Source organism: Streptomyces sp. NPDC015131, assembly GCF_043079975.1.
GTDB lineage: Bacteria > Actinomycetota > Actinomycetes > Streptomycetales > Streptomycetaceae > Streptomyces.
Map to the genome: position 1 here is coordinate 369,596 of NZ_JBIBVB010000004.1, position 23,846 is coordinate 393,441.

The 23,846-nt window shown below is 75.5% G+C and carries 21 protein-coding genes and 1 riboswitch; of the genes, 8 read left to right on the top strand and 13 right to left on the bottom strand.

The annotated features are described in order from the left end of the window. The first annotated feature begins 164 nt into the window (after positions 1-164). Positions 165-361, top strand: a riboswitch (cyclic di-AMP (ydaO/yuaA leader). Positions 362-365: 4 nt separating this feature from the next. Beyond that, complete coding sequence (locus ACF08D_RS17605) at positions 366-1,091, top strand: transglycosylase SLT domain-containing protein (protein ID WP_392223531.1); 726 nt, start codon at positions 366-368, stop codon at positions 1,089-1,091. A gap of 100 nt (positions 1,092-1,191) precedes the next feature. Here the strand turns inward: ACF08D_RS17605 and ACF08D_RS17610 are convergent, their stop codons facing one another. The 5 genes from ACF08D_RS17610 to ACF08D_RS17630 form a co-directional block, all read right to left on the bottom strand. After that, a complete protein-coding gene (locus ACF08D_RS17610) occupies positions 1,192-2,832 on the bottom strand; it encodes a polyamine aminopropyltransferase (protein WP_392223532.1) in 1,641 nt (546 codons plus the stop codon). Between the two features lie 7 nt (positions 2,833-2,839). Continuing rightward, positions 2,840-3,277, bottom strand: a complete 438-nt coding sequence (locus ACF08D_RS17615) for a DUF350 domain-containing protein (RefSeq protein WP_392223533.1) — start codon at positions 3,275-3,277, stop codon at positions 2,840-2,842. Between the two features lie 127 nt (positions 3,278-3,404). Continuing rightward, complete coding sequence (locus tag ACF08D_RS17620; RefSeq protein ID WP_392223535.1) at positions 3,405-3,818, bottom strand: DUF4247 domain-containing protein; 414 nt, start codon at positions 3,816-3,818, stop codon at positions 3,405-3,407. Further along, positions 3,815-4,309: a DUF2617 family protein gene (locus ACF08D_RS17625; protein WP_392223536.1), complete on the bottom strand. Its 495-nt coding sequence runs from the start codon at positions 4,307-4,309 to the stop codon at positions 3,815-3,817. The genes ACF08D_RS17620 and ACF08D_RS17625 overlap by 4 nt, the downstream gene beginning before the upstream one ends. A gap of 153 nt (positions 4,310-4,462) precedes the next feature. Continuing rightward, the gene (locus ACF08D_RS17630) at positions 4,463-4,933 is read right to left on the bottom strand and encodes an MSMEG_6728 family protein (protein ID WP_392223537.1); all 471 of its coding nucleotides are present in this window, start codon (positions 4,931-4,933) and stop codon (positions 4,463-4,465) included. A gap of 127 nt (positions 4,934-5,060) precedes the next feature. Between ACF08D_RS17630 and ACF08D_RS17635 the strand changes: the two genes are divergently transcribed. The 4 genes from ACF08D_RS17635 (at position 5,061) to ACF08D_RS17650 (ending at position 8,317) form a co-directional block, all read left to right on the top strand. Next, positions 5,061-5,255: a hypothetical protein gene (locus ACF08D_RS17635; RefSeq protein ID WP_392223538.1), complete on the top strand. Its 195-nt coding sequence runs from the start codon at positions 5,061-5,063 to the stop codon at positions 5,253-5,255. Between the two features lie 103 nt (positions 5,256-5,358). Further along, positions 5,359-5,817, top strand: coding sequence for an RrF2 family transcriptional regulator (locus ACF08D_RS17640; RefSeq protein WP_392223539.1), 459 nt, complete (start codon positions 5,359-5,361; stop codon positions 5,815-5,817). Positions 5,818-5,963: 146 nt separating this feature from the next. Beyond that, a complete protein-coding gene (locus tag ACF08D_RS17645; protein ID WP_392223540.1) occupies positions 5,964-6,923 on the top strand; it encodes a sulfite exporter TauE/SafE family protein in 960 nt (319 codons plus the stop codon). A 71-nt stretch (positions 6,924-6,994) separates the two neighbouring features. Further along, positions 6,995-8,317, top strand: coding sequence for an acyl-CoA dehydrogenase (locus ACF08D_RS17650; protein WP_392223541.1), 1,323 nt, complete (start codon positions 6,995-6,997; stop codon positions 8,315-8,317). Between the two features lie 156 nt (positions 8,318-8,473). Here ACF08D_RS17650 and ACF08D_RS17655 read toward each other — a convergent pair whose 3' ends face one another. Continuing rightward, positions 8,474-9,181 carry a ribonuclease H gene (locus ACF08D_RS17655; protein WP_392223542.1) on the bottom strand — a complete coding sequence of 236 codons (708 nt, stop codon included), beginning with the start codon at positions 9,179-9,181 and terminating at the stop codon, positions 8,474-8,476. Between the two features lie 146 nt (positions 9,182-9,327). On the opposite strand from ACF08D_RS17655, the gene ACF08D_RS17660 reads away from it, so the two are divergent. Beyond that, positions 9,328-12,633: an amidohydrolase family protein gene (locus ACF08D_RS17660; protein WP_392223543.1), complete on the top strand. Its 3,306-nt coding sequence runs from the start codon at positions 9,328-9,330 to the stop codon at positions 12,631-12,633. A gap of 139 nt (positions 12,634-12,772) precedes the next feature. On the opposite strand, the gene ACF08D_RS17665 is transcribed toward ACF08D_RS17660, so the two are convergent. Next, positions 12,773-13,162, bottom strand: a complete 390-nt coding sequence (locus ACF08D_RS17665) for a VOC family protein (protein WP_392223545.1) — start codon at positions 13,160-13,162, stop codon at positions 12,773-12,775. Between the two features lie 261 nt (positions 13,163-13,423). Between ACF08D_RS17665 and ACF08D_RS17670 the strand changes: the two genes are divergently transcribed. Next, positions 13,424-14,392 (top strand): helix-turn-helix domain-containing protein, encoded by a 969-nt coding sequence (locus tag ACF08D_RS17670; RefSeq protein ID WP_392223546.1) that lies wholly within the window; start codon positions 13,424-13,426, stop codon positions 14,390-14,392. Between the two features lie 117 nt (positions 14,393-14,509). On the opposite strand, the gene ACF08D_RS17675 is transcribed toward ACF08D_RS17670, so the two are convergent. Next, entirely contained in the window at positions 14,510-15,121 is a 612-nt protein-coding gene (locus ACF08D_RS17675; RefSeq protein ID WP_392223547.1) for a hypothetical protein, read from the bottom strand. Positions 15,122-15,488: 367 nt separating this feature from the next. On the opposite strand from ACF08D_RS17675, the gene ACF08D_RS17680 reads away from it, so the two are divergent. Further along, a complete protein-coding gene (locus tag ACF08D_RS17680) occupies positions 15,489-18,215 on the top strand; it encodes an ATP-binding protein (RefSeq protein WP_392223548.1) in 2,727 nt (908 codons plus the stop codon). A gap of 169 nt (positions 18,216-18,384) precedes the next feature. Here ACF08D_RS17680 and ACF08D_RS17685 read toward each other — a convergent pair whose 3' ends face one another. The 5 genes from ACF08D_RS17685 to ACF08D_RS17705 form a co-directional block, all read right to left on the bottom strand. After that, positions 18,385-19,227: an alpha/beta hydrolase gene (locus tag ACF08D_RS17685; protein ID WP_392223549.1), complete on the bottom strand. Its 843-nt coding sequence runs from the start codon at positions 19,225-19,227 to the stop codon at positions 18,385-18,387. Positions 19,228-19,440: 213 nt separating this feature from the next. Then, a complete protein-coding gene (locus ACF08D_RS17690; RefSeq protein WP_392223550.1) occupies positions 19,441-20,331 on the bottom strand; it encodes a helix-turn-helix domain-containing protein in 891 nt (296 codons plus the stop codon). 70 nt (positions 20,332-20,401) lie between these two features. After that, positions 20,402-21,043 carry a GPR1/FUN34/YaaH family transporter gene (locus ACF08D_RS17695; protein WP_392223551.1) on the bottom strand — a complete coding sequence of 214 codons (642 nt, stop codon included), beginning with the start codon at positions 21,041-21,043 and terminating at the stop codon, positions 20,402-20,404. A gap of 212 nt (positions 21,044-21,255) precedes the next feature. Next, the gene (locus ACF08D_RS17700) at positions 21,256-21,825 is read right to left on the bottom strand and encodes a DoxX family protein (protein ID WP_392224089.1); all 570 of its coding nucleotides are present in this window, start codon (positions 21,823-21,825) and stop codon (positions 21,256-21,258) included. A gap of 36 nt (positions 21,826-21,861) precedes the next feature. Further along, positions 21,862-23,748: an amidohydrolase gene (locus ACF08D_RS17705; protein ID WP_392224090.1), complete on the bottom strand. Its 1,887-nt coding sequence runs from the start codon at positions 23,746-23,748 to the stop codon at positions 21,862-21,864. Between the last annotated feature and the right edge of the window lie 98 nt (positions 23,749-23,846).

The window sequence follows — 23,846 nt, forward strand, 5'->3', positions numbered from 1 at the left end:
GCGTGACAAGAATCACCGGAACTCAGCGAGGCAGCTCCGCCCGGGGGTGCGGATTCCCTTCTGCCGACTGTGAAGTTGACGGTTCACCAGGCGAGTTGGATCAACAGCGCCCGGAAATCCGCGCCTTGTTCCGCCGGGCTTCTCTCGTTTACGGTCCCCTCAATCCGGATGGACCGCCGAATCCTGCCGCCGTCCGGGAACCCACCCAACTCACGTACGCACGGCAGGAGCGGGGGAACCAGGTAGGACGCCGTCTCCGGAACACTCCGGGGACGGCTAGGGGTGAAGCCGCGGTGAAAGCCCGGCCGGGCATCTCCAGCCCGAACCCGACAGCTCACCTCGCAGGCGACGGAGAGGAATTCGCCATGCCCGCACAGGGTAAGCACCGTCGTCCCAGGAACAACCCGCTCGCCCGCCGGCTCATCGCCGCGGGCACGGGCGGCGCCGCCCTCGCGCTCCCCGTGATCGGCGCCACCACCGCCCAGGCGGCCCCGGCCGCCCCCGTCAAGGCCGCCGCCCCCGCCACGTACGCGGTCGTCGCCGGCGACTCGCTGTCCTCGATCGCCGACGAGCACGACGTGGCCGGCGGCTGGAAGAAGCTGTACGAGGACAACCGGGAGGCCGTCGGCGCCGACCCGTCCCTGATCCGCCCCGGGCTGAAGCTCACCCTCGGCGCGAAGGCCGCAGCGGACCGCGCCGCGGCGCCCGAGCGGGCCGACCGGTCCGCCGAGCGCACCGCCGTCCAGGCCGCCGCCAAGACCACCTCGTACCCGGACAACCTCGACGGCTGGATCCGCGAGGCGCTGGACATCATGGCCCAGCACAACATCCCCGGCACCTACGAGGGCATCCACCGCAACATCATGCGCGAGTCCTCGGGCAACCCGCTCGCCATCAACAACTGGGACTCCAACGCGGCGGCCGGCACCCCCTCGAAGGGCCTGCTCCAGGTCATCGCGCCCACCTTCGAGGCGTACCACGTGCCGGGCACGGCGAAGGACGCCTACGACCCGGTCGCCAACATCACCGCCGCCTGCAACTACGCGGCCGACCGCTACGGCTCCATCGACAACGTCAACGGCCCGTACTGATCCTTCCGCACCTCCGTGCCGCACGGGGCCGGCCGCTCACCCGCGGCCGGCCCCGCCGCCGTCTTCGCGACCGGGGCCCCTCCCCCGGGCGGGGCGAGCGTCAGTAGTTCCGCCACTCGTGGCGCGTGTACTCCAGCACGGCCGGGTCCATCAGGGTGCTCGCCCGCACATCGGCGGGGCGCCGGTCGACCGGGAAGACCGTGGCCGCGGCCAGCACCTCGTCGTCGAGGAACCGCAGGGGCGGGGCGTCCCCCGCCAGGCGCAGCGCCGGGGGCGGCCCGTCCGCGCCGGGCGCCGCCAGGAGGTAGCCCCAGTTGCCGAAGCTGGGCACGTCGACCTGGTACGGGGTGGTGGCGTAGCCCGCCTCCTTGAGGGTGGCGGCGATCGACCAGTACGACTTGGGCGCGAAGAACGGTGAGCCGCCCTGCACCACCACCCGGCTCTCCGGGTTCAGCACCCGGCCCAGCAGGTGGTAGAACTCCACGCTGTACAGCTTGGCCAGCGCGGCCGTGTCCGGGTCGGGGAAGTCGATGAGCACCGCGTCGTAGCGGCGGGTGGCGTCCCGCAACCAGTTGAAGGCGTCGGCGTGGACGACGGTGACACGCGGGTCGGACAGCGCGTGGCCGTTGAGGCCGGACAGCGGGGCGAAGGTCCGCGCGAGCCGGGTCATGGCCGGGTCGAGGTCGACCAGGGTCACCGCGTCGACGTCGTCGTAGCGCAGCACCTCACGCAGGGCCAGCGCGTCACCGCCGCCCAGGATCAGCACGGAGGAGCGCTTGCCCGACAGGGCGGGGTGGACGAGCGCCTCGTGGTAGCGGTACTCGTCCACGGAGGAGAACTGCAGGTCGCCGTTGAGGAAGAGCCGGGTGTCCTGCTCGCCGGTGAAGGCGGTGGACCGGGTGACCACGATGTCCTGGTACGGGGTGGTCTCGGCGTGCACGATCGGGTCGCGGTACAGCTGCTGGCGCGCGGTGACCTCGATGTCGTCCGCCAGGACGTACACGGTGGCGAGGACGGCGAGCACGGCGGCGGCGCCCGCCAGCAGTCCGGCCCGCACCGCCCGCCGGGTCTCGCGCCGGAAGATCCACAGCACCACGACCACCCCGGCCACGGCGTTGACCGCCCCCACCACCAGCGCGCCCTTGAGCTGGCCGAAGGCCGGCAGCAGGAGCAGCGGGAAGCAGAGGCCGCCGACCAGGGCGCCCACGTAGTCCGCGGCGAACATGTCGGCGACGGCGCTGCCCGCCTCCTGGCGCCGGATGCGCTGGAGCAGCGTCATCAGCAGCGGGATCTCGGCGCCCACCAGGAGGCCGACGACGAACGAGACCACCACCATCGCCGGCATGTACAGGCGCAGCCAGGCGAACGCCACGTACAGGACGAGCACCGACAGCCCGCCGACCAGCGCGAGCAGGATCTCCAGCAGGGCGAAGGCCCCGACCGCGCGCCGCTGCAGGGGCTTGGCGGCCAGCGAACCGATGCCCATGGCGAACACCATGACGGAGATGACCACGGAGGTCTGCATCACGGAGTTGCCGATGAGATAGCTGCCCAGTGCCGTCAGCGCCAGTTCGTAGACCAGGCCGCAGGCCGCGCAGACGAACACCGCGAGCAGCAGCAGGAAGCGGGTGCCCCGGGGGTACGCCGGCGCCGGCCGTGCGGTGCCGGCGCCGGTCGCGGCGGCCGGGCCGGCCGCGGTGGCGGTGGGGGTGGTGCGGTCGTCCTGGGCGGTGGTGCTCATGGGTGGTTCAGGAGACGGCGGCGCCGACCATGAAGGCCGTGCCGAGGTACATGGCCGCCTGCACCCAGGCGGCGGGGTGGGGGCTGGTGCCGTTGTCGTCGAGGACGGCGTGGCCCAGCCGGCCGGGGGTGAGCAGCCCGACGACGACGGAGATGAAGGTCATCACCGCGACACCGGCCAGGCCGTACAGCAGGGTGCTGAACAGGCCCTGGGCGAGGCCCAGTTCGGACTCACTGGCCCGGATGGACTCCTCGATGACCAGGCCGATGGCGAGGGTCTGGCCGGCGAGGAGGACCGCCGCGCCGCGGTTGCGCTCGGTCCACACCACATGGACGAGCTTGCCGGGAGTGACGAGGTCGAGAGCGATGAAGCCGACCACCATCACGACGAAGCCGACGAGGCCGTAGAGCAGGGCGGTGCCTGCCGACTCGTAGATCTCTGTCACGGTGTGCCTTTCGGGGACGTCGTCGGGGAGTCCGGACGGAACGGGCGGGACGGGCGGAACGGGCGGGACGGGGTTTGCGGGAGGTACGGGGGCGGCGGGCGGGCCCCGGAGGGCCGCGCCCGGCGCGTCACTTGCCGGAGCCGGGACCGCCGCCGCGGAACGACGCGCTGCTGGGGTCCGGCCAGGAGCCGAGGTGCGTGCGCCAGCGGCTGTAGCCCGTGCGGTAGTCGTCGATCTCGATCAGGCTGCCCCGGCCGCTGGTGTGCGGGCTGATGGCCACGATGTCGTCGCGGTAGCGGAGGAAGGCCATCCGCCCGTCGGCGATCCGGTCGACGGACCTGGTGTTGCCGTGTATCTCGTCGGAGACCTTGGAGACCGGGTCGGTCCGGTCGACATAGCCCGTACCGCTGGAGGAGTACGTGCCGCGGATCCAGCCGGCCGGTACGGCGTTGCCGCCGTCGTCGTCGTCCGAGTCGCTGGAACAGGCGGCGAGCGCCACCGTCGCGAGGAGCGTCGCGGTGATGCGTCGAGCGGTCTTCATCGGGCCTCCAGCCGGGTGTGCGTCGCCACGATCCGGCGGCTCTGCGGGTAGGTGTGCCAGGTGCGCCAGCTCAGTCCGGCGGTCTCCGGCTCCAAGATCAGGGCGGTGACCGCGTCCGGGGAGCCGGGGAAGACTCCGTGCAGCGCCCGGGGGTGGTCCTCCGAGAGGTCCCGGATCCGGGCCACCCGGGAGCCGAACTCGCCGGGCCCGCACACGTGTACGCGGGCGGTGAAGGCGTACTGCCAGCCCTCGACGTCCCGTGTCTCGGTGTCCGGCAGGCCGCCCTCGACACCGGGCAGGCAGGCGACGGTCTCCCCGACCGGTCCGGCGAACACCTGGTGGGAGGCGCCCAGCAGCCGGAGCTGCACGTCGATGCCGCCGACGGTGAGGTCGCGCACGGCGAGCGCCTCGCGCGGGGACCGCCCGAGCGCGAACGAGAGCTGGTCCGCGTCGGTGTCCAGGTACGGTGCCGTCAGGGCTATGCCGCTCATGCGGCGAAGCCTCTGGAGGCGCCTGTGGCGGCGCCTCCGCGGACAGCACCCCTACGGGTGTGCTCGAACCTCAACGATGATCCCCCGACTGCGATGTGCTTGGAGCGCGGCCGAGTATGGCACAGGTAAAGGCCGCTGCCACCGGGGGGTGCGTCAGCAGCCGTCCCGGTCGGAGCCCGGCCACACGTAGGGCAGGTCGTCCGGTACGCCGGTGAAGCGGTCCGCGTAGAAGTCCGGGTCCTTGCGCAGCAGGGCCGACTGGTGGCTCCGGTGGAAGTCCGGGTCGCCCAGCCAGGGCGGTGTCTCGCCGAGCGCGGCCAGCTCCTCCTGGGTGCGGACCGGCGCACCGGGGTGTACGGCGTGGAAGCCGGTGAGCAGCGAGGCGGCGCAGGTGTCGCGGTGCCCCCGGAGGGTCCACGCCCCGCACACCTCCAGCCCGTAGCGCACCAGGGCCTCCTCGTAGCCGGTCCACATCCGTACGGCCGGGTGGCGGCGCCAGCCGTACCCCGGCACGGTCAGCCCGCGCAGCACCTGGAGCGCCTCGACGCGCTGCTTGCCCAGGCGGCGCGGGTCGAGCGCCTCGGCGCACCGGGAGAACCGCGGGTACGGCAGGAAGGTCTGCACCTTCCCGTGTCTACCGCCCCGCCACCGCGCCCGCACCCCGGGGGCCGGACACGGGGAGCAGGGCGGGAACAACCGTTCGGCGGGTCGGGCGGCGTAACGGTGTCGACGCTCGGGAGTTGAACAGGGCATGAAGAAGCGCAGCATGCTCGCCGTCGCGTCCCTGGTCGCCGGGGCGGCGATCGCCGCCGTCAGCCCCGCCCCGTCCCCCGCCCGGGCGGCGGCCCCTGACGGCCCGTCGGCCGGAGCGGATGTCGTGGGTTCCGTGGAGGACCGGGCCCATGAGAAGGAGGCCGAGGCCGGAGAGCCCGGGTCCAGGGCCTGAGCCGGGCGTCCGGGCCGGGCGTCCGAGGCGCGGGCACGCGGCTGATCGGGGCGCGTGGGCCGTGCGGGCGGCGGGCCGTGGGGGCGTACGGGATAATGACGCCATGCGGATCTCGGCCAGGGCGGACTATGCGGTGCGTGCCGCCCTGCTGCTCGCCGCCGGCGAGAGCGAGGGACCGCTGAAGGCGGAGTCCATCGCGGAGGCGCAGGACATTCCGCACAAGTTCCTCGAAGGCATCCTCAACGACATGCGGCGGGGCGGTCTGGTCACCAGCCGGCGCGGTGCGCACGGCGGGTACCAACTGGCCCGGCCCGCTGCCGAGATCAGTGTCGCCGACGTCGTCCGCGCGGTGGACGGACCGCTGGTGTCCGTACGGGACGTCCGGCCGCCGGAGCTGTCGTACAGCGGGCCCGCCGAGTCGCTGCTGCCCCTGTGGATCGCGCTGCGGGCGAACGTCCGGCGCATCCTGGAGGGTGTCTCGCTGGCCGATGTGGCGTCCGGTCACCTTCCGGGCGAGGTGCACGCCCTGGCCGAGGACCCGGCCGCCTGGTCCAATCCCTGAGACACGGTCGCACGCCTCCGACCTGCTCCTTCTCACCTGACGGGACGCATTCGTCCACCATACGGGCGGGCTCTTGCCCGTCCGCTCCTGTGCGATCACTATCCCTACCAACCCGATAGGGAAACTAGGGAAACAGTGAGGTGGCCGTGAGAACCCTGATATTGCTGGCACTTGCCGGGCTGGGCGCCCAACTGGTGGACGGGAGCCTGGGCATGGCCTACGGCGTCACCTCCACCTCCCTGCTGCTCGCCGTGGGCACCAATCCGGCCGCCGCGTCCGCGACCGTGCACCTCGCCGAGATCGGCACCACGCTCGCCTCGGGCGCCGCCCACTGGCGGTTCGGCAACGTGGACTGGCGCGTCGTGGCCAAGATCGGCATCCCGGGGGCGGTCGGGGCGTTCGCCGGGGCGACCGTCCTGTCGCAGCTCTCGACCGACCTCGCCAAGCCCGTGATGGCACTGATCCTGCTCGGCCTCGGGGTGTACGTGCTCGGCCGCTTCACCTTCATGGGGCTGCCCACGGGCAACCTGGGCAAGCCGCTGCGCAAGCGGTTCCTCTCCCCCCTCGGTGTCGTCGCCGGATTCCTCGACGCCACCGGGGGCGGCGGCTGGGGACCGGTCGGCACACCGGCCATCCTGGCGAGCGGGCGCCTGGAACCCCGCAAGGTCATCGGATCCATCGACACCAGCGAGTTCCTGGTGGCCGTCGCCGCGAGCGCCGGATTCCTCCTCGGCCTCGGCTCGGAGGGGATCAACGCCTCCTGGGCCGTCGCCCTGCTCGTCGGCGGGCTGATCGCGGCGCCCCTCGCCGCCTGGCTGGTCCGCCATGTGCCGCCGCGGGTGCTCGGTTCGGCGGTCGGCGGACTCATCATCCTCACCAACGTCCGCACGCTGCTGCGCAGCGACTGGCTCGCGGCGGGCGACGGCACCCAGTGGGCCGTGTACGGCCTCCTCTACGCGCTGTGGGCGGCGGCCGTGGCGTACGCGGTCCGGGAGCACCGCCGCCAGGCGTCGCCCTCCGCGGTCGGCGCCGCCCCGGCGGGGGCCGTTGCCTCGCCGGACGCCGCCGGCCCGTCCGGCAGGGAGGAGGCGGGCGTGGCGCCGTGACCCCGGCCGGAAGCCGCCCCCGTACCCGTACCCGAGAGCCCGACCCCACCGGACCTTCAGGAGTGCCCCAGATGACCACGGCCACCCCCCTCGCCGCCCGGCCGGCCACCGAACCCGCCGAACCCGCCGACGTGACTTCCGCCGGAACGGACGCCGGACCGGACGCTGGACCGGACGCCGCCGAGCGCGCGGCGCCGGCCGGCGGCCGCGATCCCCGCCGGGTGCTGCGTGCCGCCCGGGACGTCGCGGAGGACCTCGCCGCCGACGCGGTGGCCCGGGACCGGGCGGGCCTGCCGCCCTCCGACGAGACGGCCCGGCTCCGGGAAGCCGGACTGCCGGCCGCCCTGGTCCCGCCGGGTCGCGCCCGCGGCACGGACTGGCGCACCGGCTGCGCGGTCGTGCGGGAGATCGCCACCGCCGACGGTTCCGTCGGCGAGGTGCTCGCCCGCCACTACGCGCACACCTGGAGCGGGCGGTTCTACGGCACCGGGCGCCAGGCGGCGGCCCTCGAACGGGACTCGGCGCGCGAGCGGTGGCTGTGGGCGGGCGCGGTCGGGGGCCCCGGCGCGCCGGAGCTGACGCTGACCCCGCGCGGGGCCGGCCATCTGCTCACGGGACGCGCGGCGGTGGACACGGCGGTGACGGTCGCGGACGTGTACGTGGTGGACGCGGTGTGCGCCGAGACCGGTGACCTCCTGGTGGTACGGGTGCGGAGCGGCGACCCCGGAGTCCGCGCCGAACCGGCGCGGGACCGGCTGGGCCAGCGGGTCGCCGGTGCGGGGTCGGTGACGTTCGACGGGGTGGCCGTCTCCCCGGGCCGGGTGATCGGGGCCCGGCCGCACGACGCGGAGTCGACCGCGCCCTTCACGGCACTGGCCGGGCCCGCGCTCCGGCTGGCGCTGTGCCAGGTGGCGCTGGGGGTCGCCGAGGGCGCCCTCGGTGAGGCGCGCGACGCGGTCCGCAGCGGGCCGCCGCCCCGCCGGGCGCCCGACCCGCTGCGCGAGCCCCCGCCCGGCCCGTCACCGGACCGGGACCCCGACCTCCTGCTGGCGTACGGGGAGCTGGCGTCCGCGGCCCGGACGGCCGCCGCCGTGGTCGAACGGGCCACCGAATCGATGGCGAACGCCCTGGAGGCCGGGCCGCACCTCGACGTGGACGAGCCCGCCGACGTCGCCGCCCTGGTGGCCACGGCCGAGACCGTGACCGCCCGGGCGGCCCTGCACATCACCACGCGCGTCCTGGAACTGGCCGACGCCCCGGGCCTCGACCGCTTCTGGCGCGACGCGAGGGTCCTGACGTCCCACGGCTCGTCCACCGCGCACCGGCTGCGCGACATCGGCGAGCACTACCTGAACGGCACGTACCACCGCCTGACGCCGGCGGGCGGCCGGTAGGGCTGTGGGGCCGGTCGTCCGGGGCGGCTCGCCTCAGTCGAAGAGGGCGATGAGGCCGTTCACCCAGATCGCGAGGAACGCGAGGGCCACCACGGGTTCTGGGCGGTGCCCTCCGCTGCGCGAGGTACGCGCGGCGCCACCCGCACGCGGGGGCGGTCAGGCCGGGCCCGCTTCCTCCGGGGCCGTGGCCGCGCAGGCGGGGTGGCCCCAGCGGGCGCCCACCTTGGTGATCGGCTCCCCCGCGGCGTACGGCGTGCCGCAGGGGCAGGTGCCGCGGAACTTCGCCTTCAGGGTGCGCGACGAGCCCGAGGCGCCGCCCGGGCGCTTGCGGGGCGCGGCGGCCTGCTTGCGCGCCGGGCCGGTGCGCTCCGGGGCGGGCTGCGGCCACTCGGCGGTGCCGTGCGCGGTACCCGCGGCCTCCTGGGTGAGGGCCGCGTCGCTGGCGGCCTGGTCGGCGATGGCGTTGAGCGGGTCGCCGCCGACCCGGTGGGCGGGGACGTAGCGGAACTCGACGTCCCGGTCGGTCAGCAGGGCGTCGATGTCCCGGACGAGATCCTGGTTGGCCACGGGCTTGCCGCCCGCGGTCCGCCAGCCGTTGCGCTTCCAGTTCGGCAGCCACTGTGTGACGGCCTTCATCGCGTACTGGCTGTCCATCCGCACCTCCAGGGAGCTGCCCGGGGCGACGGCCTCCAACAGCCGCTGCAGCGCGGTCAGTTCGCCGACGTTGTTGGTGGAACGGCCCAGCGGACCGGACTCCCAGCGCTCCGGGCGCCCCTCCGCGTCGGCGATGACCCAGGCCCAGCCGGCCGGGCCGGGGTTTCCCTTGGCCGCCCCGTCACAGGCGGCGATGATGCGTTCGGACATCCCCCGATCATGCCTCACCGCCGCCCCGGTCGTGGTGTCCACCCCCCAGGGGCCGCCCGGGTGCGGAATCATGGGCCTCGTGTCGGCTTCCGTACCCCCGGACGGCCACGACCCGGCGGAGCCGACCCCGGTCAGTGGGAGGACAGTTGGACACCGGCGACGACTCAGGCACCCCGGGTGACGACCGGACACCGGCGGCCCCGGCGCTCTCGCGGCGCCTCTTCCTCGCGGGCGCCGGTTCGGCGGCGGCCGGGGCCGCGGTCACGGGGCCCGCGACGGCCGCCGGGCCGGGTGCCCGGGACCGGGTCGTCCCCCTGCGGTTCACCGAGGCCACCAACGGCGCGGCCGACCTGGCGCCCTCCGGCGACCGGCTGGTCGCCGAGGTGCAGCACGCCCTCTGGTCGTCACCGGCCGGCGGCGGGGAGGCGGTCGCGCTCACCCCTCCGGATCTGGAGCCCTGCCGGCCCGTCCACTCCCCCGACGGCTCGCTGATCGCCTTCAGCGCGTACCGGGACGGGACCTACCACATCTGGACCGTGCGGCCCGACGGCACGGACCTGCGCCGCCGGACCGACGGGCCCTTCGACGACCGGGGTCCGGCGTGGTCGCCCGACGGCACGAGGATCGCCTTCGCGTCCGAGCGCGGGAACGGGGCGGACGGCGACCCGGTGGGCGCGGGCTCGGTCGGCGGCATGCCGGTGGGCCTCGACCCCGCGAGCGGTACGCCGTACCGCATCCGCGTGCTGGACCTGCGGACCGGGCGGCAGACCGCCGTGACGGGGCTGCCCGGCCAGGGCGGGCCGTTCCAGGACGGCCGGTGGGAGGACTTCGACCCGGTCTGGTCGCCGGACGGCGGTCGGATCTGGTGCGTCCGCGCGGCCGTACGGGGCGCCGCCCCGGACGCCCGGAGCATCGTCTCCGTACCGGCGGACGGCACCGGACCGGTGACCGTCGAGCGGACCGACGCCACCACCGGGGCTCAGGTGATGGCCCCGGCGCTGTCCCCGGACGGGGCCCGGCTCGCGTACCTCCGGGTCACCGCCCCGCCGCGCGGCGGGTGCACGCTGGTGGTGGACGGTGAGCCGGTGGCCGTCCCCGGCGACCTGGCGGCCGTGCCGCCCCGCTGGACGGCGGCGGGCGAGCTGCTGCTCACCGTCGACGGCCGCTTCACCCTCGTACGCCCGGAGGCGCCGGGCGACGCGCGGCCGGTGCCGTTCGAGGCGGTCGCACGGCTGCGACGGCCGCGCTACCGGGCTAAGCGGTACGACTTCACGCCCGGCCGGACCCTTCCGGTGCGGGGCGTGCATCTGCCGGCGCTGTCGCCGGACGGGCGCCGGATCTCGTTCGCCGCGCTGGACGCGCTGTGGCTGGCGGACACCGGGGGCGGGCGCCCGCCGCGCCGGCTGGTGCGCGCCGCCCCGACCCGCTACCTGATGGGTCCGGCGTGGGCGCCGGACGGCCGGTCCCTGGTGTACGCGGACGACTCCGACGGCCTGCTCGGCGTGTACCGCCTCGATGTGGCCGGCGGTACGCGCACGGCGCTGGCCGGCGGCGGGCGGGTCCACCCGGCCCTCTCCCCCGACGGCGCCCGGCTGGCGTGCCTGGACCTGACGGGCCGCCTGGTGGTGAAGGACCTGGCGGAGGGCACCGAGCGGGTGCTCGTGGACGCGCTGGGCGGTGGCGGCCTGCCGGGCCGGCCGAGCTGGTCGCCCGACGGCCGCTTCCTCGCCCTGTGCGACCGCAACCGGCTGAACCAGCGGTTCCGGGAGGGCTACAACCTGATCCGGGTGGTCGACACCGCGACCGGCGCGGCGCGGCTGCACGCCGTCGCGCCGCATGTGTCGGTCTCCGACCGGTACGGCTCGGGGCCCGTGTGGTCGCCGGACGGCCGCTGGATGGCGCTGGTGGTGGAGTCGGCGCTGTGCCTGCTGCCGGTGACGCCCGACGGCCGCCCGGCGGGACCGCCGAGGACGCTCACCACCGAACCGGCCGACCACCCCACCTGGTCGGGCGACTCCCGCACCCTGCTGTACCTGTCCGGTACCCGCCTCCGGCTCACCGGGGTCGACGGCGGCGGTGCACGCACGGTGCGGGTCCCGCTGGACTTCCGGCGCCCGGAGCCCGCCGACACGGTGGTGCGGGCCGGCCGGTTCTGGGACGGCACCGGTGGTGACGCGTCGGTGCGGGAGGACGTCGACATCGTGGTGCGGGGCGGGCGGGTGGCCGCGGTCGAGCCGCACCGGCCGGGGCGGGCGCGGGCGGCGGTGCGGCGGATCGACGCCTCCGGGCGGACGGTGCTCCCCGGGCTGTGGGACGCCCACACCCACCCGTGGCAGTACACCTACGGCGGTCGGCAGACGGTGTGTCAGCTGGCGTACGGCATCACGACCGCCGTCTCGCTGGGCGGCTTCGCCCACGAGCAGGCCCGCGTCCGGGAGGCCGTGGAAGCCGGTCTGCTGGCGGGCCCGCGGCTGCTCGGCTGCGGCGAGCTGCTGGACGGCTCACGGGTGGCGTACAGCATGGGCAGGGCGCACCGGACCCGCGAGGGGCTGCGGCGGTCGCTGGAGCGGGGCGCGGCGCTGGACTGGGACGTGGTGAAGACGTATGTGCGCGCCCCGGCCTGGGTGATGGAGGAGGCGGCGCGGTTCGCGCACGAACGCCTCGGAGTGCGGGTGGGCAGCCACTTCTGCTCGCCGGGGGTGCAGACGGGGCAGGACTTCACCAGCCACCTCCAGGCGACGCAGCGGGCGGAGGCCGGACACGCGGTGACGGCCGCCGGGCGGGCGTACCAGGACGTGCGGGAGATCTACACCGCTCGGGGCGCGGGGTTCTCGCTGATCGCCACGCCGTTCTCCGCGATGTGGCTGGTGGGTGACGACCCGGAGCTGGTGCGGGACGAGCGGGTGGCGTCGCTGATGCCGCCGTGGGACGCGGCGGCGCTGCGGGACACGGCCGCGCAGCCGCCGGATGCCGCGCGGCTGGAGGCGCTGCGTACGGAGGTCGGGGTGTACCGGCGGGTGCTCCGGGAGGGCGGCCTGGTGGCGCTGGGCACCGACACGCCGATCGTGCCGCCGGGGCTGTCGCTGCACCTCAATCTGCGGGCGCTGCACCTGGGCGGGCTGTCCCCGGCGGAGGCGCTGCGCACGGTGACCCTGCTGCCGGCGCGGGTGTTCGCGCTGGACGGAGACCTGGGCACGGTGGAGGTCGGCAAGGTGGCGGACCTGACGGTGGTGGACGGTGACCCGTTCGCGGACTTCCGGTCCCTGGTGCGTACGGTCACGGTGGTCCGGGGCGGGGTGGCGTACGAGACGGCCGCGCTGGCCGGGTCGTTCCGCCCGCGCGCCGGGGCGCGGGTGGACGACCGGCCACGGCTGGGCGCCCCGGACTGGCTGGGCGTCGGCCGGGTGATGCGGCGGGGCGCCTGCGGCGCGTGGGGCACGGACGACGGGTGACGCGGCGGGCGGGGTGCGAGGGCGGGGCAGCCGCCGCCCGCACGGCGCGGGCGGCGGCGGGGCCACGTCAGGCGCGGGACCCGGCGTCGGTATCGGTGTCCGCGCCGGTCCTTGTATCGGCGCCGGTCCAGGCGTGGGTTCAGGCGTCGGTGGCGTCCTGGGGGTACCAGCGCAGCTCGACGGTGTTGCCGTCGGGGTCGCGCACGTACAGCGACTGGGCGGTGCCGCGTGCGCCGAAGCGGCTGACCGGGCCCTCGATGACGTCGAAGGTGCCGGAGTCGATGACCTCCTGCCAGTCGAGGGGGTCGACCACCAGGCAGATGTGGTCCACGTTCGACTCGCCCCGGGCGCGGCCGAACAGGTCGATGATCATCGTGGGCGTGACGCGCACGGACGGGAACGGCACCTTCCCGGCGCGCCACTCCTCGACACGTACGGGCTCCAGGCCCAGGCTCCCGCAGTAGAAGTCCAGCGACCGCTCGACGTCCGCCACATTGAGCACCACGTGGTCGAAATCCCTGACCCGCAACGGGGCCACCCCCTCGATGAGTTCTGAACGGTCCTTGGCCCCCTGACGCCCCGACAGGGCGCCGAGAGGCAGTCGTCACCGTACCCGAGCGCAAGGCGGCGGCCGGCGTCGTACGGCACCCGCCGGATGACTCACGCGGACCGCGCCGGTGCGGCCGAGACTGAGCGGAGTCGGCGCGCCTCTGAGCGTGTCGGAGCATCCGAGCGTCGGAGCGTCGGAGCGTCGGAGCACATCGGAGTACGAGGAGGCGTGGTGCGACCTGTGGCGAGTACAAAGCCGTCGGCCGGACCGGAAGGGGCGGCGGTGTGGGGGTCGGCGGTGCGCCGCTGGCTGGGCCCGGTCGACGTGACCCTTAGGGACCCCGCGTTCGCGGCGCGGCTGGGCGCCGTGGACCTGGGGTATGTGCGGCTGCTGTCGCTGGAGACCGGTCCGCTGCGGATCGGCCGGGGCCCCCGTACCCCCGCCGGCGGGCCGGGCGGCCGGCTGGTGCTGTTGCGGGCGGTGTCCGGCGCGACGGCGGTGCACCAGGAGGGGCGCGGCGGGCGGGTGCCGCCCGGGGACCTGGCGCTGCTGGACCTGGGGCGGCCCTTCGTGATGGAGCAGCGGGAACGGTCCCTGGTCCAGCTGCTGCGGGTGCCGGGCCGGGCGCTGGGCGACTCGGCCGCGGCGGCGCGCCGCCTGACCGGGCGGCCGATCGCGGGCGGGGAGGGCGTGGCCGCGCTGCTGGGCCCGCTGCTCACCGCGCTGGCCGAGGACACGGCCGGCTCGGTGGTACCGGTCGGCGACCGGCTCGGCGGGCACCTCGCCGACCTGGTGGCCACCCTGGTCGACGAGGTGGCCCGGCACGACGCCGCGGAACGGCCCGCCCCGGACCGTCACCCGCTGGTGGCGGCGGTCCACCGGTACATCGACGCCCACCTGCGCGACCCGGACCTGACGCCGGAGCGGGTGGCGCGGGCCCACGGGATCTCGGTCCGGTATCTGCACCGCCTGTTCGAGGACGAGGAGACGACGGTACGGCGCCTGATCCAGCGGCGCCGCGTCCAGGAGTGCGCCCGCGAACTGCGCCGCCACGGCCCGTCGGGCCCGGCCATCTCCGCGGTCGCGCAGACCTGGGGGTTCCGCAACCCGGCGCACTTCAGCCGCCTGTTCAAGTCCGTCCACGGCCACGCCCCCCGCCACTGGCTCCGCACGCCCTCCGCCCACCCGGCGGACCGCGCGGTCGCCTGACGGGTGCCCCGTGGCTGCCGGCGTCCGCGTGTGCTCGGCCTGACGACGGACGGTGCGGCCGTGCTCCACACCGCCTTTGCACTCAAGGCCCGGGCCGGCGACCGGGTTGGACCACGATCAGTAGATACCGGGCCAGTTGCCGCGCCGCTCGTGCTCCCCGGCTCTGCCGTGCTCGAGATGGTCGTCGATGGCCCTCTCCATCGCGCGCAGCAGGAGGTGGCTGAGCAGCAGGCCGACGGCGCACCCGAGCACGAGCAGGGTCGCGACGTACCCCGGATGGCCGAGCGCCGTCCCCGCCCAGGCGCCACATCCCGCTCCCGCGGTGCAGAGCAGCCCGGGAAGCGCGGGCGGCAGCATCTCCGCCCGCGCCAGACCGGAGACGGTGAGCCCGACGACCAGGCTGCCGATGGCGAGCCCGCCGAAGAAGCCCCCCATCGGCGGCAGGCGGTCGATACCCCTCGTTCCGGCCCAGTACCCGAGCATGGCTCCGAGGGCCGCACCGATGCCGTAGCCGAGCCTGCCGATCCCCTCGCGGCGCCCCTTGTCCTCCGTGCCGGCGATCGAACGGACGAACCCGCTGCCGATGGTCGTCCCGCTGACGAAGCCGCCGTAGGCACCCACCACAGCTCCGGTCCATGAGCTGATCGAGGCGCCGATGAGGGCGCCGGTCACGACACCGCACGCGGCACCGAGGACTCGGCCGGCATGCAACCACCAGTTCTGCCCCATCCGTCCAATGTAGGGGGCGCGCATCAGGCCGGGAAGCGGGAAACTCAGACGGCATATTCCGCCTCCAGGCCCCCTGAGGGACCGAAGTGACGGCTCTTCAACTCACCCTGCGTACAGGGGAGGACCGCCGAACTGCTGCGTCCGGCCCCTGATTGCCCGGGGCTGTAGTCGGGGCACGGCGCCGGGCGACGGGCGGGGGCGGCGCGACGTCCTGCCGCTGCGACCGCTGCCCGACCCCGGCGCAGCCCGTTCGCCGGAGGAGTGCCGTCCTGGGCCAGAACCGTGCGCGGACGGGCCAGAATCGGCCGGCCGGGCGGGGGAGGATCGGGGCGTGGGGGGGGTCCGGTGGCAGGGGGGCGGGGTACGTATGGAGCTCATGGGGCGGGAGCGCGAGACGGTCGCGCTGCTGCGCGCGCTGGACGAGGCGGCGGCCGGGCCCGGCGGGGGGTCGGCCACGCACCTGCGCGGGGAGGCCGGGATCGGGAAGACCGCGCTGCTGGACTGGGCGGCGTCCCGGGCGCGTGAGCGCGGCTTCGCGGTGCTGCGGGCGGTCGGCTCCGAGGCGGACACCGGGCTGGCGTTCGGCGCGCTGCACCAGGTGCTCCGGCCGCTGATGGGGTACGCGGCGCACCTGCCGCCCGCCCGGCGGGAGGCGCTGCGGGGCGCGCTGGGGCTCCGGGAGGGGCCGGCGCTCGGCGGGCTACTGGTGGGCGCCGCCGCGCTGTCCCTGCTGGCGGAGGCGACCCGGCACCGGCCGCTGCTGGTGCTGGTCGACGACCTGCACTGGGTGGACTCCTCCAGCGCGGCCGTCTTCGCGTTCCTGCGGCGCCGGATCGCCGAACTGCCCCTGGTCGTGGTCAGCGCCGGCCGGCCGCACGCCGCCGACCCGGACGGGCGCCCCGGACGCGCCCTGACCGTCGGGGCCCTCGCCCCGGAGGACGCGGCCCGGCTGCTGCGGCGGCAACACCCCGAGCTGGGCGCGCCGGCGATGCGGCGGATCCTGCGGGAGGCGGCGGGCAATCCGCTGGCCCTGGTGGAGCTGCCCCGCCGCCGCAGTCCCGAGCAGTGGAACGGTGACCTGCCCGCGCCCGGCCGTCCGCCCGCCGCGTATCCGCTCGGCGACCGGCTGGAGGGGCTGTTCGCCGACCGGCTCGACGCCCTGCCGCCCGAGGCGCTGCGGGTGCTGCTGCTGGTCGCGCTGGGCGGCGGGCCGGCCGCCTGGTCCGCCGGGCGGTGGCTGCGGGCCCACGCGGGTGAGCGGGCCGTGGAGGTCCTGGACGTCATCGAGGCCGGCGGGCTGGCGCACCTGGACCCGGCCGGGCGGCTGGTGTTCCGGCACCCGCTGGTGCGCAGCGCGGTCATCGCCCGTGCCCCGGACGACGAGAAGCGTGACGCGCACCGGGAGCTGGCGGAGGCGCTACCCCCCGACGAGGCGCGCCGGCTGGTGCACGAGGCCGCCGCGGCGCGGGGCCCCGACGAGGCCCTGGCGGCGCGGCTGGACGCGGCGGGACGGCGCCTGTCGGGGCGGGGCGGCGACGCGGAGGCCGCGCTGCTGCTGGACCGCGCCGCCGGGCTGAGCCCCGACCCCGGGGACCGCACCAGGCGCCTGACCTGGGCGGCCGTGATGGCGGCGCGCGGCGGGCGGCTGCCGTACACCGAGCGGATCGTGGCCGGGCTGCGCGGCGGCCCCGTTCCGCCGGACATCGCGCCGCTGTTCGCGTACGCCGCCGTCTATGTCGACCAGAGCCACCGCGTCGACTTCGCCTCGTCGTTCACGCTGCTGCCGGCGGCGCTGGACGCGCTGGCGGAGCCGGGCGCGGAGTCGTTCGGCGGGCTGGCGGAGCAGGCGTACTTCAAGCTGCTGCTCGCCACCACGTACACCGGCGACCCGAGGGGCCGTGAGGCGCTGGCCCGGCACCGGCACAGGGTGTCCCCGCTGGCCCGGCTGTGTCACCGCGCCTGGTCCGACCCGGCACGCACCGCCCACGGCGTGGCGGGCGAACTGCGGTCGCTGGCCGGGGCGATGAGCGAGGAGCAGGAGGCGGGCGCGGCCTGGCTGCTGCTGTGGACGGCGGCGGCGGTGGACGCTGCGGACGGGACGATGTGGCGCCGGTTCACCGGCCAGCACGCGTACGCGACGCAGGGCACGATCGCCAAGGCCAGGGGGTACCAGGACTTCCTCCAGGGCCGCTGGGACCAGGCGGAGGTGTGCCTGCGCGAGGCGCGCGCCGCCGATGAACTGGGCTACCACTGCAACGCTCTGATGTTCCGTCACCACTACGCCCACTTCCTGGCCGGGCGTGGCGACGAGGCGGGGCTGGCCGAGATGGAGAGCCTCATCGGGCCGGTGGCGGCGCGGGCCGGGATGGTGTTCGTACAGGATCATCTGGCGCATCTGCGGGCGCTCGCCGCCCTGGCGCACGGCCGCCACGAGGAGGCGTACGCGCGGCTGGCGCGGCTCACCCCGCCCGGTGAACTCCCGTCCGGCCTGCCCTGGTTCCACCTGCCGTTCTTCGACTTCGTGGCCGCCGCCGCGCGCACCGGGCGGTACGAGGAGGCCCGCGCGCACATCGCGGCCGGCCGTGCGGCGCGGATGGCGGACATCTCGCCGCACCACGCGTTCCTGCTGGCCGCGGCGGTCGCGCTGGCCGAACCGGACTATTCCACGGACGAGTTGTTCGCGTCGGCCTACGCCGTGCCGGGCGCCGAGCAGTGGGTGTTCCCGGCGGCGCGGCTGCGGCTGGCGCACGGCACCTGGCTGCGGCGGCGGCAGCGGACCGGGGCGCGGGAGGCGCTGGCCGAGGCGCGGCGGACGTTCCTGTCGCTGGGCGCCGGGCCGTGGGCGCGGCAGGCGGAGGAGGAGCTGCGCGCCGCAGGGCGGGCGACCGGTGCCGCGCCGGGCGGGCGGGAGCTGCTGACGGCGCACGAGCTGCGGATCGCCCGGCTCGCGGCCGAGGGGCTCACCAACCGGGACATCGGGGACCGGCTGCGGGTGTCGCCGCGCACGGTCGCCGACCACCTGTCCCGGGTCTACCCCAAGCTGGGGATCTCCTCCCGCGCCGCGCTCGCCCGCGCGCTGGGGGACGGCGACTGAGCCGGTACGCGCACACGGGGGCGCCGTACGGGCAAAGGGGCGCCGGTACGGGGAAGGGGGCCGCAGTACGAGTACGGGGGCGCCGGTACGAGTACGGGGGCGCCGGTACGAGTACGGGGGCGCCGGTGTCGCTCGGCGCCCCCTACCGTTGGTTCCCGCCCCCCGGCCGTCAGCCGGTGAACCGCCGGGCGAAGGCGAGCGCCGTGTCGGCGACTTCCCGCCAGCCGCTGTCGATGGTGAGGGAGTGGCCGCGGCCCGGCATCTCGACGATCTCAGTCACCGCGTGCGTGTTGCGGACCTGCTTCTTGTACGAGGCGTTGGCGATGGCCCAGGGCACGGTGTGGTCCTTCTCGCCGGACACGACCAGGAGGGGGCCGCGGTCGGCGGCGAGCGTGTCGACCTTCACCTCGGTCCAGGGGTTGATATTGGCGACGGCCGCCTGGAACAGCGGCTCACCGGACGCGGGGACGGCGAACCGCTCGTACAGCTCCTCCGCCTCCTCCTGGCTCACCGCGTTGGCGAAGGCGTAACGGAACTGGTCGTACGTCAGGGGCACCGCGCGATGGTAGTTGGCCGGGTTGCCGAGGACCACACCGGCCGCGCGCAACGACGAGAAGGGCAGCGGCAGCACCCCGCGGAAAGGCGCCGGATCGATGGCGACTGACGCGGCGGCGAGGCCCCGGCCGGCGATCATCTGGGTGATGAGGCCGCCGAAGGAGTGCCCGACAACGACCGGCTTGCGTGCGAGGCGGCCGATGAGGTCGCAGAAGTGGTCGGCGACCTGGCCGACGCTCTTGCCCGCGAACACCTCGGGGTGGGCGTTGGCCTCGGCGACGCTCTGCGGGTCGTCGGGCCAGCCGGGGGTCAGCGGGGTGTAGCCGGCGGCCTCGAAGACCGTGGCCCACCGGTCCCAGCTGCTGGGCAGCAGCCACAGGCCGTGGATGAAGACGACGGGCGTGCGGCCGTCCGCGTTGGCGCGGTCGATCCGGTCGAGGTCGTGGGACGTGGGCACGGGTTCCTCACAGGTGAGTCGGGGGCGGGGAGGGGCGGTTGCCGCTCCGGACGCTAGGGCGGGGCGGGCGGCCCGGGTCGCCCGTCCGTGCACGGCGCTGTACCGAGGGCGCACGGGCGACCACTGGACCGGGGGTACGCGGAGGCCGGGGCGATCGCCGGACCGGACGCACAACGGCGGGATGCGCGCGGACGACGGAACGTGAGGCCCGGGTCAGGAGACCGTGCCGGAGCGGGCGCGCAGCCGGTGCCATTCGCTCGGCGAGATCCCGTACGCGGCGCGGAAACTGCGGCTGAAGTGCGCCGCGTTGGCGAACCCCCACCGTCTGGCGACGGCGGCCAGGGACGTACCGGCGTCGCCGCGTACCGGCCGGGCCAGTTCGCGGCGGCACTCCTCCAGCCGGCGCCGGCGGATCCAGCGGCTGAGCGTGGTGCCCTCGCCCTCGAAGACCTTGTGCAGGTAGCGCACGGACACCTGGTGGCGGGCCGCGATCAGTTCCGGTCCAAGTGCCGGGTCGCCCAGGTTCTCGTTGACGAACTGCCGTACGCGGCGGGCCATTCCGGCGTGGTCACCGGCCCGCGACAGCGCACGGGCGCCCGGGCCGCGGCCGGCGGCGAGGGTCCCGAGGAGGTCGGCGACCGTCCCGGCGACGCCCTGCCCGACGTGCGCCGGGTACGCCGCCGCCGACTCGGCGACCGTGACCAGCAGCGGGACGAGGAGCCGGGCCACTCCCCCGGACGCCGGGTGGACGCCCCACAGGGGCCCGAGGTCGCCTTCGGCCGTACCGATCAGGCGCTGGGGCAGCACGAACAGGTGCAGCCGGAAGTCGTCGCGCTCGCGCAGCGCCCAGGGGCGGGCCAGGTCCGCCACGAAGACGTCTCCGGGCGCGCACGGCAGGGATGTGCCGGGGCCGGTGAGGACCGCACGCCCCTCGGGCTGGGTCCCGACGCCGACGAGGCCGGGGCGGGCGCGGGAGGAGCGCAGCTCGTACGGGGCGGTGCCCCGGTGGGTCGACACCCGCAGGGGCCCGAGGCGGTCGCCCGCCGGGTGGGCGGCGCCGTCCCAGGACACGTACGGGAGGGTGGGTGCGGTGGTGTGGTCCATGGCTCCACCCTGCGCGCGGGCGGGGCGCGCCGGTTAGGTCATCCGACGGTACGGCGCGCGCCCGGCCGGTTCACAGGGTGCGGCGGACACCCGCCTGGCGTTCGAGGTCCCGCAGTTGTACGGCCAGGTCGCCCTCCACCGCGTGGTGCGCGGGTCCGCGCCGCCCGACCGGGAGGACCGGTGTGCCGCGCATGTCCTCCAGCATCAGCGCGAACGCGGCGTACATCGCGACGGCCGCGAGGAGCAGTCCCAGGCCGCCGGAGAAGGGGGCCAGCCAGTCCGCCCCGGTGAGGTTGTACAGGGCCGCGACCGAGAAGCGCGGGACGGCGACGCACAGGACGAACCACATGGCCCGCTTGCGGTGCGCGACGGTCGCCATCATCAGGGCGAACAGCGCGAACACCAGGTTCAGCACGCCGAGCACCCGGGCCCCGGCGGGCGGGTCGAGGGCGAGGACCAGTCCGGACGCCAGCCAGGTGCCGGAGAAGCAGCCCATCAGCGTCGCGGCGAGCACGTCCCGGGCGCCGAACGCCAGGACGGCGACCAGCAGTTGGAGGACGAAGGCGGGCAGGATGGTCAGGGCGACCGCCCGGTGGGCGTCGTCGCCGAACAGCCCCAGCTGGAGGCACCCGACCAGTACGGAGGCGATGGCGACGGCGAAGAAGCCGACGGGCATCGGCGAGGCGATGGGCCGGAGGTTGATGCGGGTCATCGGCCGCAGGTCGGGTTCGAAGTGCCGCCCTCCGTGCGCGGGTCGCGACGCCCCTGCCTCGGGCTCCGGCTCGGGCTCGGCGGCCCGGGAGTCGGCCCCGGATGCGTCGGCCCCGGCCCCTGGTGCGCGTTCCGGCCGGTGCGGCCCCGGGTCGGTCACCGGATCCGGCGACGGTTCCGGGCTTCGTGCCGGTACGGGGGGTACGTCGCTCATCACGCCTCCTGAGGGGTGCCGTCGGTGGGGGTGGGCCCGGGCCCGCGCCCTGGCGTCTCGTGCGCCACAGGCACCGGCACCCCGGGGGCCGGCCGGTGCAGTACGGCACGGGTCAGCAGCCCGCTGCCCAGGCCGGCCGCCACGGCGACGGGCGCCCACCAGCCGGGCCAGGGGGTGAGGCCGAGCGCCTGGTCGAGCGACCAGGTGCCGGGGCCGGTCGCGGACAGGGCGGCCGCGACGGCGATCAGGACCAGCGGGTACTCGTACCCGTCGTGCTGGACCCACAGGCCGTTGCGCCACTTGACGGTGAGCGCCACCGTCATCACGCCGACGGCGGCCGTCGCCGCGAGGGGTGTCAGCAGCCCGGCGGCCAGGAAGAGGCCGGAGCCGATCTGTCCGGCGCCGGCGGCGAGCGCGGTGAGGCGCCCACCGCGGAAGCCGTCCTCGCGGAACTCCCGTGCGCCGCCCGCCAGTCCGGTGCCGCCGAGCAGGTGGCTGGCCTTCTGCACTCCGTGGCCGGCGATCAGCAGGCCGGCGATCAGGCGCAGGACGAGCAGTCCGGTGGTCATGCCCGTGGTCATGGTGGATTCCTCCGGTGGGGCGGGTCAGTGCGCGAAGCAGGGGTCGGGGAACGGCCCGGGCGGGGTGGGCGGGGTGTCGCCCCGTGCCGCCCGCCACTGCCGGTGCAGCTCCGACTCGGCGACCGCCTCCGCGACCAGGTCGGCCTGCCGGGTGCCCGTGAGGCGGGGCCGGGGGGTGGCCCGGTAGCCGCCGAAGTGCGCCACGGGGCTCCAGGCCGGGCGCGGGGGTTCGACGGGCTCGTCGAGTCCGGCGTACTCGGCCGCCGCGTGGACGACGCGCCCGCCGACGACGGTGAGGACGGACTCGATGTGCGGGATGTCCTCGTCGGGGACGGTGAAGTAGTCGTCGGACAGCACGGCGAGGTCGGCGTAGCAGCCCTCGCGCAGGCGCCCCTTGACGTCGGCCTCGCCGGTCAGGCGCGCGCCGCCCCGGGTGTACAGCTCGAGGGCGGTCGCCCGGTCGAGCCGGTTGGCGGGCGGGTAGAGGGTGAGGCCGCCGACCGTCCGGCCGGTGACCAGCCAGTGGAGGGCGACCCACGGGTTGTAGGAGGACACCCGGGTGGCGTCGGTGCCCGCCCCGACAACCAGGCCCCGGTCGAGCATGCGCCGTACGGGCGGGGTGCGGGCGGCGGCCTCGGCGCCGTAGCGCTCGGTGAACGCCGCGCCCTGGAAGGACATCCGGTTCTGCACGGAGACCGCTCCACCGAGGGCGGCGATCCGGTCCAGGCTGGTGTCACTGACGGTCTCGGCGTGATCGAACAGCCACCGGTTGCCCGCCGGGAACAGCCCCTCGGCGGCGAGCCGTTCGAAGACGGCGAGGTCGCGGCGGATCGTCTCGTCGTACGTGGCGTGGAGGCGGAAGCCCCAGCCGTTCTCCATCAGCAGCCGGACGGCCTGTTCGAACTCAGCCTCGTACGGGCCGAGTTCGGGCCGGGGCTGGACGAAGTTCTCGAAGTCGGCGGCGGCCCAGGTGAGGTTCTCCCCGGCGCCGTTGAGCCGGAGCCACTCGTCGCCGTCGGCGGGGTCGACGGTCTCCACCCACCGGGTGAGGTCGGCGAGTTCCTGTCCGGCGGTCTGCGGGAAGAGGTGGTAGGCGATGCGCAGGGTGAGTTCACCGGCGCGGGCGAGGTCGACGACCGTACGGTAGTCGTCGGGGAAGTTCTGGAAGCCGCCGGCCGCGTCCACGGCGGAGGTGAGCCCGAACCGGTTGAGTTCCCGCAGGAAGTGGCGGGTGGACAACCGCCGGTCGGCCTCGTCGAGGGCGGGCGCCTTGGCGAGGGTCGAGTACAGGATGAGCGCGCCGGGCGCGGCGAGGAGCACCCCGGTGGGGGAACCGTCACGGCCGCGGACGAACCGGCCGCCGGGCGGGTCGGGGGTTCCCGCGGTGAAGCCGGCGGCGCGTACGGCGGCCCGGTTCATCAGCGCGGACTGGTAGAGGTGCAGGACGAACACGGGTGTGTCGGGGGCCGCTTCGTTGAGTTCGGCGACGGTGGGCATCCGGCGCTCGGCGAACTGTTCCGGCGTCCAGCCGCCCACCACCCGGACCCACTGCCCCGTGGGCGTGCGCCCGGCCTGCTCGCGCAGCATCGCCAGGGCCTGGCGGAGGGAGGGCACCCCGTCCCAGCGCAGCTCCAGGACGTAGTTGAGGCCGCCCCGGATGACGTGCAGGTGGGAGTCGTTGAGCCCGGGCACCACCCGTCTGCCGAGGGCGTCGACCACCCGCGTCCCGGGGCCCACGAGGTGGGCGAGGGCGTGGTCGTCACCGAGGGCGACGATCCTGCCGCCCCGGACGGCGACGCCGTGCGCCTCGGGGCGGGCGGGGTCGCCGGTGTGGACCTTGGCGTTGCGTACGAGCAGTTCGGCGGGCTCGGCGTCGGCTTGCCGAGCCGGCACCACGCCCGCGACCGGCATGCTGGTCACGCCGTTCACCTCCAGGGGGATCACCGGGGCCTGCCGGCGCCCGGGTGCGGCTCACCGTAGGAGGGGACGGAGGCCCGAGGTGTGCCCCG

Coding starts and splice junctions, on each gene's coding strand:
- ACF08D_RS17620 (WP_392223535.1), bottom strand. CDS start 3,818: ATGAAGACCGCTCGACGCATCACCGCGACGCTCCTCGCGACGGTGGCG.
- ACF08D_RS17675 (WP_392223547.1), bottom strand. CDS start 15,121: ATGGGGCAGAACTGGTGGTTGCATGCCGGCCGAGTCCTCGGTGCCGCG.
- ACF08D_RS17605 (WP_392223531.1), top strand. CDS start 366: ATGCCCGCACAGGGTAAGCACCGTCGTCCCAGGAACAACCCGCTCGCC.
- ACF08D_RS17655 (WP_392223542.1), bottom strand. CDS start 9,181: ATGTCCGAACGCATCATCGCCGCCTGTGACGGGGCGGCCAAGGGAAAC.
- ACF08D_RS17690 (WP_392223550.1), bottom strand. CDS start 20,331: ATGGACCACACCACCGCACCCACCCTCCCGTACGTGTCCTGGGACGGC.
- ACF08D_RS17610 (WP_392223532.1), bottom strand. CDS start 2,832: ATGAGCACCACCGCCCAGGACGACCGCACCACCCCCACCGCCACCGCG.
- ACF08D_RS17680 (WP_392223548.1), top strand. CDS start 15,489: ATGGAGCTCATGGGGCGGGAGCGCGAGACGGTCGCGCTGCTGCGCGCG.
- ACF08D_RS17635 (WP_392223538.1), top strand. CDS start 5,061: ATGAAGAAGCGCAGCATGCTCGCCGTCGCGTCCCTGGTCGCCGGGGCG.
- ACF08D_RS17700 (WP_392224089.1), bottom strand. CDS start 21,825: ATGACCACCGGACTGCTCGTCCTGCGCCTGATCGCCGGCCTGCTGATC.
- ACF08D_RS17650 (WP_392223541.1), top strand. CDS start 6,995: ATGACCACGGCCACCCCCCTCGCCGCCCGGCCGGCCACCGAACCCGCC.
- ACF08D_RS17705 (WP_392224090.1), bottom strand. CDS start 23,748: ATGCCGGTCGCGGGCGTGGTGCCGGCTCGGCAAGCCGACGCCGAGCCC.
- ACF08D_RS17640 (WP_392223539.1), top strand. CDS start 5,359: ATGCGGATCTCGGCCAGGGCGGACTATGCGGTGCGTGCCGCCCTGCTG.
- ACF08D_RS17625 (WP_392223536.1), bottom strand. CDS start 4,309: ATGAGCGGCATAGCCCTGACGGCACCGTACCTGGACACCGACGCGGAC.
- ACF08D_RS17695 (WP_392223551.1), bottom strand. CDS start 21,043: ATGACCCGCATCAACCTCCGGCCCATCGCCTCGCCGATGCCCGTCGGC.